Source organism: Ralstonia psammae (assembly GCF_958405935.1).
GTDB classification, from domain to species: Bacteria; Pseudomonadota; Gammaproteobacteria; order Burkholderiales; family Burkholderiaceae; genus Ralstonia; species Ralstonia psammae.
In genome coordinates, this window is sequence record NZ_CATZBU010000005.1 from 155,943 (window position 1) to 170,019 (window position 14,077).

Here is a 14,077-nt window from a genome sequence, read left to right on the forward strand (position 1 = left end):
TGTTCTCTGCTGAAAAGTCGTCGTTACAGGCGGGTGCGCTCTTGTGCGATGTCGTAGAGGCGGTTCCAGAGCAGCCGGTTGAAGCCGACCACGAACAGGCTCATCACGGCAATCCCGAGTGCAATGCGCGGGAAGTCGCCCTTGGCCGTCATCTCGGCGATGTAGCTGCCCAGGCCCGTTGCGACCAGCGTGCGGTCACCCCAGGACACGTATTCAGAGACGATGCTGGCGTTCCACGACCCGCCGGCGGCTGTCACCAGACCCGTGAGCAGGTTCGGGAACACGGCGGGGATGAGGAAGCGCTTCCACAGCAGCCAGCCGCGCAGGCCGAAGTTGCGGGCAGCCAGTTTCAGTTCGGTCGGGATGGCCGACGCGCCGGCAATCACGTTGAAGAGGATGTACCACTGCGTGCCGAAAATCATCAGCGGGCTCAACCAGATTTCGGGGTTGAGCGCGAAGCGCGCGATGAGCATCACCGCCAGCGGGAACATCAGGTTTGCCGGGAACGCCGCCAGGAACTGCGCCACTGGCTGGGCGATGCGCGCCACGTTCGGGTTCAGGCCGATGCGGATGCCGATCGGCACCCACACCAGCGCAGCCAGCGCAATCAGCAGGATCACGCGCACCATGGTCAGGAAGCCGAGCCAGAAGACGTGGCCGACCTCGGCCCAGCCCACCTCGGAGCGCACGAACTGCAGCACGTGGGCCACCGCGACCAGCGCGGCCAGGATGATGACGACATCGGCCACCCGGTGCGACCACGGGAAGCGCGGGAAACCGTGGCCACTGCCGCTGGCGGTCGGGCGCGTGCGCTCGGCACCCCAGGAAAGCGTGCGCTCGGCCAGCGCGGCGGTGCGCTCCAGCAGCGCCTTGACCCACTCGGAGCGGCGCAGCAGGTCAAGCAGCCACGATTGCGGCTCGCGCTCCGACGACATCGTGTCGAAGCGGAAGCGGTCTGCCCAGGCAATCAGCGGGCGGAACAGCAGTTGGTCGTACAGGATGATGCCGATCAGCATGGCCAGGATGGCCCAGCCGATGGCCGGCAGATTCTGTTGCTGGATCGCCAGCGAGATGTACGAACCGATGCCCGGCAGCTTGATGTCGTGGCCCGACACCGAGATGGCTTCCGACGCCACCACGAAGAACCAGCCGCCCGACATCGACATCATCATGTTCCACAGCAGGCCCGGCATGGCGAACGGCACTTCGAGGCGCCAGAAGCGCTGCCATTTGGACAGGCGGAACACCGTGGCAGCCTCTTCCAGGTCGGTCGGGATGGTGCGAAACGATTGGTACAACGAGAACGCCATGTTCCACGCCTGCGACGTGAAGATGGCGAAGATGGCCGCGCATTCCACGCCCACCAGATTGCCCGGAAACAGCGCAATGAAGCCCGTGACCGTGATCGACAGGAAACCCAGCACCGGAATCGATTGCAGGATGTCCAGCGCCGGCACCATCACCTTTTCGGCCGTGCGGTTCTTGGAAGCAATGGCGGCAAACGCAAACGAGAACGCCAACGACGCGCCCAGCGCCAGCAGCATCCGGATGCTGGTGCGCAGCAGGTAATAAGGCAGTTCAATGACGTCCAGAGTCACGTCCAGGTGTTCACCGGGCGTGTAGGGCACGTTCATCTGCTTGGCGGCATAGGCCACGAGCACGATGGCGGCCAGGATGATCGGCAGCAGCGCCAGGTCAAACCGGTTGGGGGGCGCCGTCAGCAGGTTGCCGAAGTTGACGCCAAAGTTGGTACCGAAGGTGGTACCCAAGCGGCCCCGGATGGTGGTTTCGTTGTCGTTTTGCTGCATCTTGGATAACCGGGACGGAAACCGCGGACGAAGTTCGGGCGCCTCAAGGCCTTGGGCCGAGGCGCAATACATGGCATGGCGTACTACGGGGCTGGGCGCAGTGCTTTGCGCAAGCGTTGCTTGGCACCCGGCGGCAAGCCGCCTAGTTTACCTTGCGTAACGTCAGAGCCCGCCTCGCGGTGTCAGTCTGACGACGTCACATTCCAGAAATGTGACAGAGATGCGACAGCGCCGGTTTGTCATGTTTTATCCAACACTCACCTCCCGTTTGCTCCGGAGGCCGCCATGTCCGCCATTGCGCAAGTGATCGTTACCGTACAGGGCCGCGTGCAAGGCGTCGGTTACCGCGCCGCGTGTGCCGACCGCGCTCGCCTGCTGGGTCTGCGCGGCTGGGTACGCAACCGCCGCGATGGAGCGGTCGAGGCCTTCCTGGCCGGCCCCGAGGCCAACGTGCTGAGCATGCGGGAATGGATGTGGGAGGGACCGGACAGCGCCCAGGTCACGCAACTGGACGTGGCCACGGGCGAGCATGAGGCGCCCGTACCCGGTTTCGAGATCCGCCCGACGGTGTAATTTCGGCAATCAACAGAGAGCGGACACGGATTCGCCGCGAAACCGTCATCTGCTGCACAAGGTCGGCTCCGAGAATCGGCCACCCCAGCCCCCCGTTCGTGGTGAGCCAGTGAGCCACCTGGTGACCGATCTGGAGAGTGTGTCCACCCGCTCGGCATTTCCGTTCGTGCTGCTGGGCATTGCGCTGCTGATCGTGCTGGGCTTCGAGTTCGTCAACGGCATTCATGACACGGCCAATGCAGGGGCCACGGTCATCTGTACGCAGTCGCTGTCGCCGCACCTGGCGGTAGTGTGGTCGGGCGCGTGGAATACCGTGCGTAGCCTGCTGCTGGCCTGGGTGCTGACGCTGCCCGCATCGATCGTGCTGGCGGGGGGCTTGCACTGGCTGTTCCGCGCCGTTTTCTAAGCGTCTGAACGCCTGAACGCGCGCATTGAAAAGAAAGAGCGACCGTGCAGGCCGCCCTTTCTTTGCTGAAGAAGTTGCCGGCTGATCAGTACACGTTCGGCACGATCATCTCTTCCGGCACCGGGTGGCGGATGTACTCCGCGTGGTGCACGCGCTCCGGCAGCAGCACCGGCGAATGCGGCACCGGGTGGTAAGGCACCTGGCCCAGCAGATGGTGGATGCAGTTCAGGCGCGCGCGCTTCTTGTCGTCGGCCAGCACCACCCACCACGGCGATTCCGGAATGTGCGAGCGCTCAAGCATCGCTTCCTTGGCGCGCGTATAGGCTTCCCAGCGGCGACGGCTCTCCAGGTCCATCGGGCTCAGCTTCCACTGCTTGAGCGGATCGTTAATGCGGCTCTGGAATCGCACTTCCTGCTCTTCGTCTGTCACCGAAAACCAGTACTTGACGATCTGGATGCCCGAGCGCGCCAGCATCTTTTCGAACTCGGGCACGGAGCGGAAGAACTCTTCGTATTCGTCGTCGGTGCAGAAACCCATCACGCGTTCGACGCCGGCGCGGTTGTACCAGCTGCGGTCGAAGAGGACGATCTCGCCGGCGGCGGGCAGATGCGCCACGTAGCGCTGGAAGTACCACTGCGTGCGTTCGCGGTTGGTGGGGGCGGGTAGCGCAGCAACGCGGCATACCCGGGGGTTCAGGCGTTGCGTGATGCGCTTGATGGCGCCGCCCTTGCCGGCGGCGTCGCGCCCTTCGAAGATCACCACCAGCCGGTGGCCCGTCTCGATCACCCAGTCCTGCAGCTTGACGAGTTCGCCTTGCAGGCGGAACAGCTCGCGGAAGTACATGCGCCGCGTTTCGCGGGTTTCTTCGCTGATGCCTTCGCCGCCACCGAGCAGGTGGTCGTCGATTTCCATCTCCAGCTCCTCGTCCAGCGTGTCGAGGAGGTCTTCCTGCAGGCGCGCCTGCCGGGCTGCGTCGCGTTCGCTCATGGTGTGTTGCTCCTGCCGATCTTGCGGATGGTGCGCTGCGCGTGGGCAGCTTTGTGTCAGTCTAAGCCCGACTAGGTAGCACGGGCGTGTGGCAGGGGAGTGACATGGCACGGCTTCGCCCATCGCGTGAGGTTTTCGCCCGGCAGCGACGTCGCGCGCAACAGCGCCCGTAACCTGTTGGCGCCGCCGCGTCTCTGGCGCGGCACAGGAGCCGCCCATGCCCTCCCCATTGCGATCGATCCTAAGCTGCGTCCGCCCGACGGAGCTGGCCGAAGACCCGGCGGCGCCCCGGCCGGCTGACCACCCCACCGCCCCGACTGCACGCGCACCCCGCCGCGCGTCGGGCGCATTGCAAGACCTGGCACGGCGGCCCGCTTCTTCCGAGCAGCCGGTCAATATCACGGCCTCCCCAGAACGCGAGGTGCGGACTACGCGGACCGCCCTGTCGGACAGCGAATGCCAACTGGGCGGCTACGTGCTGGCCCGGCAGATCGACGGCCGCCCTGTGGAGGGCGCCGAACTCGAGCGGCTCAAGCGCGCGAACGCGACCGTCATGGAGACCCGCCAGGCGCTGGCGCATGGCCGTGGCAACGTGGCCAACGACATCCGGGACAGCCATGGCCAGAGCACGATCCGAACCGTGGCCGGCCGGCGCATCGCAAGGAAGTATCTGCCCGGCACTTGCATCCCGAGGAAGAACCCCCTGTTCAAGTACGCCGCCGATGTCCGCGCGGCGGCCGGCGCCATGGCGGCGCAGGCTGGCAATTGCGGCGACCACGCCAGCGTGGCAGCATTTCTTCATGCGCCCAAGCTGGAAGACGGTGAGCGGGTCTGCGCCGTGAGCAGCACAACGGTGGACCACGTCTGGGCAGAGGTGCGTGGCCAAACCTCAGACCGCGCGCATGACATCGTCATGGACGCCTGGGGCAAGGGCCCGGCCATCTTCGCCGAAGACGGTGCCTTTTCTGCGAACGAACACGGCACCGCAATCAAACACCATTACGACAGGGCAACCGGTGCCCACGCCCACGCAGAAATGCACAAGCTGCAGGCCCAGCACCAGCAGCGCATACAGAAGCAGCTGCACCACGCGATGAAAAAGCTCGGACCCGATTTTCGGTACCCGGACAACGCGATCTGGGAGCCGACAGCGATCGTCTGCGCCGAGTTCGCCCAGCGCGTGCCGAGAAAGATGTTCCAGCCGGTGAACCCGGCCAAGCTGGCGCCACCGCACGGAAGCGAAGAGCAGCAGTCAACCGAGCCGGTGCATATGGACGAACTGTGGATGGCGCCACTGCGCCAGCAGATCCACGCGATCGAGACGGCGCGTGTCCTGGGCGCCAGCGGGGTACGAGAGACAACGCAAGCGGCCGAGCGTATTGCGCATGTGGCGGCGGACCTGCGCCGCTATCCGCTTGAATCGCATCCGGCCCAAACCGCGCCCGACGATACTTAGGGGTGTGGCTTAGCTGAGGCGACAGCCTCAGCTCGACTCGCCTTCCAGCATGAACTTGGCGCCATCGTCCTGGCCGAGCAGGCGCACCAGCGTGGGCAGGGCTTCCTGCAGTTGCGCCTTCAGCGTCCACGGCGGGTTGACGATGAACATGCCGCTGCCGTGCAAGCCCAGGCCGCCCTCGACCGGGCGCTTGACGGTGAGCGTGACGTGCAGCCAATCCGTCGGCCGCAACTGCTTCAGGCGTGCAGGAAATTGCGCGGCTTCGCGCCGCTGCACCAGCGGATACCAGATCGCATACATGCCGGTGGCAAAGCGCTGCAGGCTGTCCTGCAGGGCCTGCACGGTGCGGGCGTAATCCTGCTTGTCTTCGAACGACGGATCGATCAGCACCAGCGCACGGCGCGGCGGCGGCGGCAGGATCGCCTTGATGCCGGCAAAGCCATCGCCGTCGTACAGCATGACCTTGCGCCCGGCACCGCGAAAGTTGTTGGACAGCACCTTGATTTCGGAGCTGTGCAGTTCAAACAGGCGCAGGCGATCGGCGTCGCGCAGCATCTGCCACGCCAGCCACGGCGAGCCGGGATAGTGCAGGAGCTGGCCATTCGGGTTCAGCTCGCGCACCTGGTCGAGGTAAGCATCGAGCAGGGGCGGCAGCGTTTCGCCTGCTTCCGCCGCGCGCCAGAGGGGGCCAATGCCGGTATCGAACTCGGCCTTCTTCTGCGCCCATTCATGATCCAGTGCGTAGAGACCGGCGCCGGCGTGCGTGTCGATGTACCAGAACGGCTTGTCCTTCTGCGTCAGGTAGTCGAGCAACTGCACCACAACAGCGTGCTTGAGGACATCGGCGTGATTGCCGGCGTGAAAGGCGTGACGGTAACTGAGCATCGGCGGGCCATGTGCGCCCGGAGTATCAGGCGCAGGCAGAGGAAACGGTAGGCGCGAATGCTACCACCGCGCGGGGTGCGTCCCCAGCGGCACGCTGGGCAGCGTCCAGTGCGGCGGTGTGTCGGAAAGCTGCCCCGCGTGACGCAGCGCCGTGAGTGCGCCAAAACCAGACGGCGCGGTTTCCAGATACGCGCCGGTGTCTTCATAGCGCGGATCGGGCGCATCGAGACCGTGGGCCACGCGGCCGAAGCTGCGCAGCCATTGCGCCGTCTGCGCGAGCGACACACGCACGTGCCAGCTTCCACCCTCGGTCATGCGGCGCGCGAGCGCGGTCATGGCACCGGCGGCCATCAGGTAGCCGGCACCGTGGTCCAGCGCCTGGGCGGGCAGTGCGCGCGGTTTGCCGTCGCCGGCTGCTGTGGCTTCGGCCCAGTTGAACCCGCTGGCGGTCTGCACAAGCGAATCGAAGCCTCGGCGATTGGCCCACGGTCCTTCATAGCCGTAGGCGCACAGGCTCACGTAGACGATGCCAGGACGCAGCGCCGCAACCTGCTCGGGGCCGAACTGCAGCGCCGCCAAGCCACCGGGCCGATAACCCTGCACAAAGATATCGGCGTCGCACGCGAGCGTCCGGAGTTGCCCCGCGCCGCCGGCATCACGCAGATCCAGTTGTGCGGAGCGCTTGCCGCGCCCGGTGTCGATCACCAGCGGCGGGACGGCGGGCAGATGCGGCCCCGTAACGAGCAGCACGTCTGCCCCGTGCGCCGCCAGCGTCCGGCCGCAGACGGGGCCGGCGATCACGCGCGTGAGATCGAGCACGCGCACGCCCGAGAGCGGACGGCCGTCGGCATGCGCAGGCAGGGGCTGCGGCGGCGCATCGCCGATGCGTTCAATCGTCATCAGCGGCTGGCCCGTCACGGCAATGCCTTGCGGGTGACGATCCCACTCTTCGAACGTGCGCGCAGCGGTCACGACCATGCCTGCCTGCGCAGCCGCCTCTTCAAATGCTTCGCCCTCCCATTGGTTCAGCGCAGCGGCCACGGCCTCCCGGTCATACGCGCAGCCGAGCAACCTGAGCACGCCGTCACGGTGATGAGGAAAGTTGGTGTGCAGGCGCACCCAGCGGCCATCACCGCAGCGGTAGAGTCCGGCGATCTTGTCCCACGGCTCGGGCGGCAACTGGCCATCGACACGGAAGTAGCGCTCGGAGCGGAATTCCAGCGCGGCGTGGTGCATGTCGACCGATACGCTTTGCTGCCGCCCGCTGCGCAGCGTGTCAACCTGCGCCGCTGCCAGCGCGGCGGCGGCGATGGTGCTCTGCGCCAGCGTACCCACGGCAAACGACGATGGCAGCGCCGGTTCAGCGCCCGTGAGGGTCACGCGCTTGAGCACATCGGCCGGCTGGCCCAGCACGTTCCACAACTGGTTGAGTGCGCCGGCGGCGCTGACAGCCTGCATGGAAGGATCAACCACATCAGCGACGGGGGACGGCATGGCGGGGCTCCGCAGGGAAGATGTGCCCATTACAGTCCCGCGCCGCCGATAGCGTCAACATTGACTAGACTGATCAACCTCGATTGCCGTCCACACCCGCCTGCGCGCAATGACCACCTACCTGAATGCCGCCGAAGCCGCCGAGCGCCTCCATATCTCGCGGCCCACGCTGTACGCCTATGTAAGCCGGGGGCTGCTGTCTGCGTATCCGTCGCCCGACGGACGCGGTAGCCGCTACCGCGAAGCCGATGTGGCACGCCTGGCCGATCAGCGTTCCGGCGGAAGGCGCCCGCGCCAGGTGGTGCGCCATGCGTTGGATTGGGGCCTGCCGGTGATGGAATCGGCCATCACGCTGATCGATCACGGGCAGTTGTTCTATCGCGGCACGCCCGCTTTGGAATTGGCTGAACACGCCACGCTGGAAACCGTTGCGGCGCAACTGTGGCAATGCCAAGAAGCGGCCGCCTTCAACACGCGCGCGCCGGTATTGCCGAAGAGCTGGTACGCGGCGCTGGCATCGCTGGCAGACGCGGACATCCGCCAACGCTGCATGGCGCTGTGCGCGCTGGCCTTACCGGCGCTGGACGAGGCCGCGTGGCGGCAGGACGCCGCACGCACGGCGCGCGATGCCGGTGCACTGCTGCGCGTCGTGTTTGCCGCCATGCTGGGCCGCAAGCCCGAGGCCGCGCCCGTGCACCTGCAATGCCAGCAGGCATGGAACGTTGACGCGCACGCCGCCGAAGCCATCCGCGTCGCATTGGTGCTCTGTGCTGATCACGAACTCAATGCCTCAAGCTTCGCGGCGCGCGTTGTGGCATCGACTGGCGCCAGCCTGGGCGCCGTGGTCAGTGCGGGCTTGGCTGCGCTCACCGGTGGCCGGCATGGCGGCACCACGGCACGCGTGGAGGCGTTGCTGGACGAGCTGGAAGGGGAGCGATCCGTGACAACGGCATTGCGCCGTCGGCTTGATCGCGGCGATACGCTGCCGGGCTTTGGCCACCCGCTGTATCGCAAGGCTGACCCGCGCGCGGATGCGATCCTGGCGCGGTTGCCGAAGACGGGCGCGGTGCGTAAGCGGCTGCAATCGGTGATTGACGCCGTGGCTGGGCTGACCGGCGATGGCCCGTCGGTGGATTTCGCGCTGGTGGCCACCCGTCGTGTGCTCGGGTTGCCGGAAGGTGCAGGCTTTGGCCTGTTTGCAGCGGGGCGTACGGCCGGCTGGATTGCGCACGCGCTGGAGCAGCGCGTGGTGGGGCAGTTGATCCGCCCGAGAGCCGCCTATATGGGGCCGATGCCGGCCGCACCGGAGACACCGGCGGGCCGCATCATTCGTGTGCGCTGAGGCGCGATCAGGCCTGCGGAATTTCGATCTTCACCTCAAGCACTTCCAGGTTGTCCTGGCGCTCGAGGTTGACCTTGATGTCGTCGTTGCCGATCTTCACGTACTTCGAGATCACGGCCACCAGCTCGCGTTGCAGCGCGGGCAGGTAGTCGGCAGGCGCACCGCTGGCGGTGCGTTCATGGGCGAGGATGATCTGCAGACGTTCCTTGGCGACGGTCGCAGTCTTCTTCTTCTCGCCCAACAGGAAAGACAGAATCGACATGAATGTGCGTCTCCTTATTTACCGCTGCCGCCGAACAGGCGCTGCAGGAAACCCGGCTTGTTGTACTCGACGTAGCGCAGTTCCTTCTCTTTGCCCAGGAAGCGGTCGATCACGTCGTGGTAGGCATTCGCCACGTCGGAGCCTTCGATGTGGATGGCGGGCGTGCCCTGGTTTGACGCCTGCAGCACGGCTTCCGATTCCGGAATCACGCCGATCAGCTTGATGCGGAGGATTTCCTGGATGTCGGTAAGCGACAGCATCTCGCCTTCGGACACGCGTTTCGGGTTGTAGCGCGTAAGCAGCAGGTGCTCCTTGATCGGCTCCTTGCCTTCTACCGCGCGACGCGACTTGGACGACAGGATGCCCAGGATGCGATCCGAGTCGCGCACCGAAGACACTTCCGGGTTCGTCACGACAATCGCTTCATCGGCAAAGTACATCGCCATCAGCGCGCCCGACTCGATACCGGCGGGCGAATCGCAGACGATGTATTCGAAGCCCATTTCTTTGAGGCCCTCGATCACCTTCTCGACGCCTTCACGCGTGAGCGCGTCCTTGTCGCGCGTCTGCGATGCGGGGAGGATGAAGAGGTTCTCGCACTTCTTGTCCTTGATGAGGGCCTGGTTCAGGTTGGCCTCACCGTGGATCACGTTGATCAGGTCATACACCACGCGGCGCTCGCAGCCCATGATGAGGTCGAGGTTGCGCAGGCCGACGTCGAAGTCGATGACGGCGGTCTTGTGACCGCGCAGCGCAAGGCCGGCAGAGAACGCCGCACTGGTGGTCGTCTTGCCGACGCCGCCCTTGCCGGAGGTGACTACGATGATCTTGGTCATGGCTCGTATATCTGTGAGTTAAATCGCTCGGCGCACGGGGTGCGTCACTTCATCCGCAACGGTTCGAAAACCAGCGTGTTGTCCGCGAGCCGGACCTGCGCAGGCTTGCTGGCGTAGGGCTCCGGCCACGGGGTCTCGCCGGTGCGGTAGATGCCGGCGATGGAAATCAGTTGAGGCTCCAGGCACGTGCAGAAGATGCGCGCGTCCAGGTTGCCCTTCACGCCCGCCAGCGCGCGGCCGCGCAGCGAGGCATAGACGTAGATGTTGCCCTCGGCGATCACCTCGGCGCCGTCGCTCACCAGGTCGAGTACGACCAGGTCGCCGCGCGCATAGATGCGCTGGCCGGAACGCAGGGGGCGATCGACGATCATCGTGCCGGGCTGCATGGCCACGGCGTCGACAGGCGGAACGGCAGGGGCGGGGGCGGGAGCTTCAGCGGCTTGAGCGTGCTCGGGCGCATCCTCTGCATCCTTGCCTTCTTTGTCACCGCGCGGGCGGCGGCCGTGGCTGTCGAGCAGCGGCAGGCCAAAGGCCTGGGCCCATTCGGCCTGCTCGGGGCTGGCGACCACACCGATCGCGCGGGCACGCAGCGCGGTCAGGGTCTCGACCAAACGGTCGATGGGCAGGCGCTCGTCTTCAGCCAGGCGACGCACGTCGATGGCGATCACGTCGTTGGAGAAAAACTCCGGCGTGTCGGCAAAGCGTCGCGTGAGTTCGGCGGCCAAGGCGTCCATGTCGGCGGTGCGCGGCGACAGCAGCAGGGCATCGACGGTGCCGCTGCGGATCTCGAACAACGGCGCTTTCTTCTGAGACATAGAACAGCTACGCGGAAAAATGGGCTCATTCTAACGTTGTTGACGAAGCGTCCCGGATTTTTTGGCGCCCGCACTCGCCCATCCGGCTGAGACCCGCAACGGGCGCACGTCTGCAGGCAAGACGGTCACGCGAATTTGTCATGCGGCCGTCATGGCTTCGTCACGCGTCCTTCCGATACTCGCTGGCTCTGAGCCCCCCGGCCCAGCCGGCAGTTCTTTCGTGTTGCGCAAACGATCGCGCACGCGCCTCGGCAGTTCGTAGTCCGCAGTCTGTAGTCCGCATACAAAAAATATCTTCAGGGAGAAGTTGATGCGAATCCGACCGTTGTGTTCGGCGGCGCTGCCGCTTGCTGCGTTTTTGTCGTTGTCGCTGGCTGCCTGCGGCGGTAGCGACGATAGCCCCTCCTCCGGCAGTGCCACGCCTGCCGCCAGTGCCGCGCCCGCCGGTACCAAGGCTACGCTGGCGGTGCTGGAAACGACCGACCTGCACACCAACGTGCTGTCGTACGACTACTTCAAACTCGCGGCCGACAACTCGCTCGGCTTCGAGCGCGTGGCGACCCTCATCAACCAGGCGCGCACGCAATTCCCGAACACGCTGCTGCTGGACAACGGCGACACCATCCAGGGCACCGCGCTGTCGGACTACCAAGCCATGGTGAGCCCGGTCACCTGCGACCAGACGCTGGCGATCTACAAGGTGATGAACGCCGCCAGGTACGACGGCGGCGGCATCGGCAACCACGAGTTCAACTACGGCCTGCCGTATCTGGCGCAGGTCACGGGCAACACGTTCAACGTGGACGGTCTGCCCGATCCGGCGTCGCAGAAGAAATGCGCGGGTCCGAACTTCCCGCAGGTGCTGGCCAACGTGATGAGTGCGAAGACGAACGCACCGTTGTTCCAGCCGTACACGATCATCACCAAGACGGTGACCGCCACGGCGCCGGACGGCAGCACCGTCAGCGCGCCGGTCAAGGTCGGCATCATCAGCTTTACGCCGCCCACCATCACGAGCTGGGACAAGCGCTGGCTCGACGGCAAGGTCTATACCGTCGGCATCAAGGAAACTGCGGCCAAGTACATTCCTGAAATGCGCGCGCAGGGTGCCGATCTGGTGGTCGCCATTTCGCACGGCGGGCTGGATAACTCGACCTATTCGCCGACGATGGAAAACGGCAGCTGGTGGCTTTCCACCGTGCCAGGCATCGATGCCATGCTGATCGGCCACTCGCACCAGCTCTTCCCGGATGCGAAGAGCACGGTCAGCCAGTTCAACCTGCCGGGTGTGGACAAGGTGGCCGGCACCGTGAATGGCGTGCCGACCGTGATGGCCAACTACTGGGGCAAGCACCTGGGCGTGATCAAGCTTGGCCTGACGTTCAACGGCACGAACTGGGCCGTCGACAAGACGCAGACCACGGTGGAAGCGCGCTCGATCCAGAACGCCGACAAGACGTACGTGGCAGCCGATCCGACGGTCTCGGCCGCCATCGCCACCGAACACCAGGCGACGATCAACTACGTGAAGACGCCGGTGGGCAGTACCGACTTCAACATGAGCACGTACTTTGCCGATGTGGGTGACCCGGGTGCCATCGAGATCGTCAATCAGGCGCAGGCCGATTACGTGTCGGCGTACGTCCAGGCGAACCTGCCGCAATACGCGTCGCTGCCGGTGCTGTCGGTGAGCGCGCCGTTCAAGAGCGGCTTTGGTGGCGGTACGGATTTCACCGACGTGGCGGCCGGCCCGCTGGCAATCAACAACGCGGCCGACCTCTACCTGTATCCGAACACCGTCTACGCCGTGAAGGTGGCGGGTTCCGATATCAAGAACTGGCTGGAAACGGCGGCCAAGCGCTTCAACACCATCGACCCGACGCAAGCGACGGTGCAGAAGCTGGTGAGCACGTTCCCGGGCTACAACTTCGACATGTTCACCACGCCGGACCTGACGTATGAGATTGACGTCACGCAGCCGGTCGGCAGCCGCATCAAGAACCTGATGTACAAGGGCGCGGCACTCGACCCGGCAGCGCAGTTCATCGTGGCAACCAACAACTACCGTGCAAGCGGCGGCGGCAACTTCCCGGGCCTGGACGGCAGCAAGACGATCTATGCGTCGCCCGATGCCAACCGCGATGTGCTGATCAGCTACATCAAGAAGATCGGCAGCGTGAAGCGTGCGACCAATGGTTTGCAGCGCAGCTGGCGCTTTACGAAGCTGGCGTCGTCGGTGGCGACGGTGGTGTTCCCGTCGGCAGCGGGCAAGCTGGCCGCTGCTGCTGCGGCCAACATCAACAATGTCACGCTGTATCAGGCGGATGACGGCACCAACAAGGGTCTGTCGCTGTACCAAATCGACCTGACGCAATAACGGGCAACAACAGGATCAGGCCATGCCTTCTCTTCGTTCCGCATGGGCCGCGGGCGGCGACGCCCCGGCCATCGAATCGCCGCGCCAGTCCGTACCCATGTTGACGGTGGCCGCCGCCCTGGCAGTCGCCGTGGCCGTGGGCGGGTGGTTCTCGCACACGCGGCAGGCACCGAACGTCGATGCCACGCAGCTGGAAGCGTGGCGCGCGATGGTCGTGCAGGCAATGGAGCCGCAGGCGCTGCGGCAGTTGCGTCAGCTTGCACGCAGCGGTTCCGTTCCTGCGCAATCTGCGCTGGGCGAAGCCTTGCTCGGTGCGCACGACGGCGCGTTGCGTAATGAAGGGATGCGCTGGCTGGAAACGGCCGCGCCGAGCGACGCGCGTGCGGAGCTTTCGCTCGGCAAGGCGCTGCTGCTGGGCACGGGTGGCGTTGCGCGCGATTACCCGCGCGCGCTGCAATTGCTACGTCAATCTGCCGTCAAGGGCGATGCCGCTGCCGCGTATTACCTCGGCCTGATGTATCGCAGCGGTTACGGTACCGCTGCCGATACGGTGCAAGCCGCGCACTGGTTCGATCGTGCTGCGCGCCACGGCATTCCGGCTGCGATGTTCATGCTCGCCAATGCGTACCGTGAAGGTGATGGTGTGCCGCGCGATGAAGCCCGCGCGCTGGCGTTGTACCAGGACGCCGCGGAGCACGAACTGCCCGAAGCCGTGCAGGCCCTGGCGATGGCGTATCAGAACGGCGAACTCGGCCTCAAGCGCGACGATGCCGCGTATCACCAGCAGTGGATCGAAACGGCGCATGCGCTGAAGCATCCCGCAATGGCGCCGTAA

Annotated in this window: 13 protein-coding genes; 6 read left to right on the forward strand and 7 right to left on the reverse strand. The window is 65.4% G+C overall.

What is annotated here, in order from left to right; genetic code table 11:
- Positions 1–23 precede the first annotated feature (23 nt).
- Positions 24–1,808: an ABC transporter permease gene (locus R2N16_RS12850; protein WP_316666089.1), complete on the reverse strand. Its 1,785-nt coding sequence runs from the start codon at positions 1,806–1,808 to the stop codon at positions 24–26.
- Positions 1,809–2,093: 285 nt separating this feature from the next.
- Between R2N16_RS12850 and R2N16_RS12855 the strand changes: the two genes are divergently transcribed.
- Complete coding sequence (locus tag R2N16_RS12855) at positions 2,094–2,381, forward strand: acylphosphatase (protein ID WP_316666090.1); 288 nt, start codon at positions 2,094–2,096, stop codon at positions 2,379–2,381.
- Positions 2,382–2,490: 109 nt separating this feature from the next.
- Positions 2,491–2,787: a hypothetical protein gene (locus R2N16_RS12860; protein WP_428984127.1), complete on the forward strand. Its 297-nt coding sequence runs from the start codon at positions 2,491–2,493 to the stop codon at positions 2,785–2,787.
- 85 nt (positions 2,788–2,872) lie between these two features.
- Here the strand turns inward: R2N16_RS12860 and ppk2 are convergent, their stop codons facing one another.
- Positions 2,873–3,775: a polyphosphate kinase 2 gene (gene ppk2, locus R2N16_RS12865; RefSeq protein WP_316666091.1), complete on the reverse strand. Its 903-nt coding sequence runs from the start codon at positions 3,773–3,775 to the stop codon at positions 2,873–2,875.
- Positions 3,776–3,992: 217 nt separating this feature from the next.
- Between ppk2 and R2N16_RS12870 the strand changes: the two genes are divergently transcribed.
- Positions 3,993–5,231 carry an AVRPPHE avirulence protein gene (locus R2N16_RS12870; protein WP_316666092.1) on the forward strand — a complete coding sequence of 413 codons (1,239 nt, stop codon included), beginning with the start codon at positions 3,993–3,995 and terminating at the stop codon, positions 5,229–5,231.
- Positions 5,232–5,258: 27 nt separating this feature from the next.
- Here the strand turns inward: R2N16_RS12870 and R2N16_RS12875 are convergent, their stop codons facing one another.
- Positions 5,259–6,116 carry a 23S rRNA (adenine(2030)-N(6))-methyltransferase RlmJ gene (locus R2N16_RS12875; RefSeq protein WP_316666093.1) on the reverse strand — a complete coding sequence of 286 codons (858 nt, stop codon included), beginning with the start codon at positions 6,114–6,116 and terminating at the stop codon, positions 5,259–5,261.
- A 60-nt stretch (positions 6,117–6,176) separates the two neighbouring features.
- A complete protein-coding gene (locus tag R2N16_RS12880) occupies positions 6,177–7,610 on the reverse strand; it encodes a CoA transferase (protein ID WP_316666094.1) in 1,434 nt (477 codons plus the stop codon).
- A 109-nt stretch (positions 7,611–7,719) separates the two neighbouring features.
- Between R2N16_RS12880 and R2N16_RS12885 the strand changes: the two genes are divergently transcribed.
- A complete protein-coding gene (locus R2N16_RS12885; protein ID WP_316666095.1) occupies positions 7,720–8,952 on the forward strand; it encodes a citrate synthase family protein in 1,233 nt (410 codons plus the stop codon).
- A 7-nt stretch (positions 8,953–8,959) separates the two neighbouring features.
- Here the strand turns inward: R2N16_RS12885 and minE are convergent, their stop codons facing one another.
- From minE to minC, 3 genes are read right to left on the reverse strand one after another with little or no spacing between them, the layout of a single operon-like run.
- Positions 8,960–9,214 carry a cell division topological specificity factor MinE gene (gene minE / locus R2N16_RS12890; RefSeq protein ID WP_024977189.1) on the reverse strand — a complete coding sequence of 85 codons (255 nt, stop codon included), beginning with the start codon at positions 9,212–9,214 and terminating at the stop codon, positions 8,960–8,962.
- 14 nt (positions 9,215–9,228) lie between these two features.
- A complete protein-coding gene (minD, locus tag R2N16_RS12895; RefSeq protein ID WP_012436754.1) occupies positions 9,229–10,050 on the reverse strand; it encodes a septum site-determining protein MinD in 822 nt (273 codons plus the stop codon).
- A gap of 44 nt (positions 10,051–10,094) precedes the next feature.
- Positions 10,095–10,865, reverse strand: coding sequence for a septum site-determining protein MinC (gene minC / locus R2N16_RS12900; protein WP_316666099.1), 771 nt, complete (start codon positions 10,863–10,865; stop codon positions 10,095–10,097).
- 310 nt (positions 10,866–11,175) lie between these two features.
- On the opposite strand from minC, the gene R2N16_RS12905 reads away from it, so the two are divergent.
- Together R2N16_RS12905 and R2N16_RS12910 are read left to right on the forward strand one after the other, a co-directional pair.
- Complete coding sequence (locus R2N16_RS12905) at positions 11,176–13,242, forward strand: bifunctional 2',3'-cyclic-nucleotide 2'-phosphodiesterase/3'-nucleotidase (protein ID WP_316666100.1); 2,067 nt, start codon at positions 11,176–11,178, stop codon at positions 13,240–13,242.
- Between the two features lie 22 nt (positions 13,243–13,264).
- Positions 13,265–14,077 carry a tetratricopeptide repeat protein gene (locus R2N16_RS12910; RefSeq protein ID WP_316666101.1) on the forward strand — a complete coding sequence of 271 codons (813 nt, stop codon included), beginning with the start codon at positions 13,265–13,267 and terminating at the stop codon, positions 14,075–14,077.

What these genes read in the sequence shown, in the direction of transcription:
- R2N16_RS12850 (WP_316666089.1), bottom strand. Translation starts at nt 1,808, where the DNA reads ATGCAGCAAAACGACAACGAAACCACCATCCGGGGCCGCTTGGGTACC.
- R2N16_RS12855 (WP_316666090.1), top strand. Translation starts at nt 2,094, where the DNA reads ATGTCCGCCATTGCGCAAGTGATCGTTACCGTACAGGGCCGCGTGCAA.
- ppk2 (WP_316666091.1), bottom strand. Translation starts at nt 3,775, where the DNA reads ATGAGCGAACGCGACGCAGCCCGGCAGGCGCGCCTGCAGGAAGACCTC.
- R2N16_RS12870 (WP_316666092.1), top strand. Translation starts at nt 3,993, where the DNA reads ATGCCCTCCCCATTGCGATCGATCCTAAGCTGCGTCCGCCCGACGGAG.
- R2N16_RS12875 (WP_316666093.1), bottom strand. Translation starts at nt 6,116, where the DNA reads ATGCTCAGTTACCGTCACGCCTTTCACGCCGGCAATCACGCCGATGTC.
- R2N16_RS12880 (WP_316666094.1), bottom strand. Translation starts at nt 7,610, where the DNA reads ATGCCGTCCCCCGTCGCTGATGTGGTTGATCCTTCCATGCAGGCTGTC.
- R2N16_RS12885 (WP_316666095.1), top strand. Translation starts at nt 7,720, where the DNA reads ATGACCACCTACCTGAATGCCGCCGAAGCCGCCGAGCGCCTCCATATC.
- minE (WP_024977189.1), bottom strand. Translation starts at nt 9,214, where the DNA reads ATGTCGATTCTGTCTTTCCTGTTGGGCGAGAAGAAGAAGACTGCGACC.
- minD (WP_012436754.1), bottom strand. Translation starts at nt 10,050, where the DNA reads ATGACCAAGATCATCGTAGTCACCTCCGGCAAGGGCGGCGTCGGCAAG.
- minC (WP_316666099.1), bottom strand. Translation starts at nt 10,865, where the DNA reads ATGTCTCAGAAGAAAGCGCCGTTGTTCGAGATCCGCAGCGGCACCGTC.
- R2N16_RS12905 (WP_316666100.1), top strand. Translation starts at nt 11,176, where the DNA reads ATGCGAATCCGACCGTTGTGTTCGGCGGCGCTGCCGCTTGCTGCGTTT.
- R2N16_RS12910 (WP_316666101.1), top strand. Translation starts at nt 13,265, where the DNA reads ATGCCTTCTCTTCGTTCCGCATGGGCCGCGGGCGGCGACGCCCCGGCC.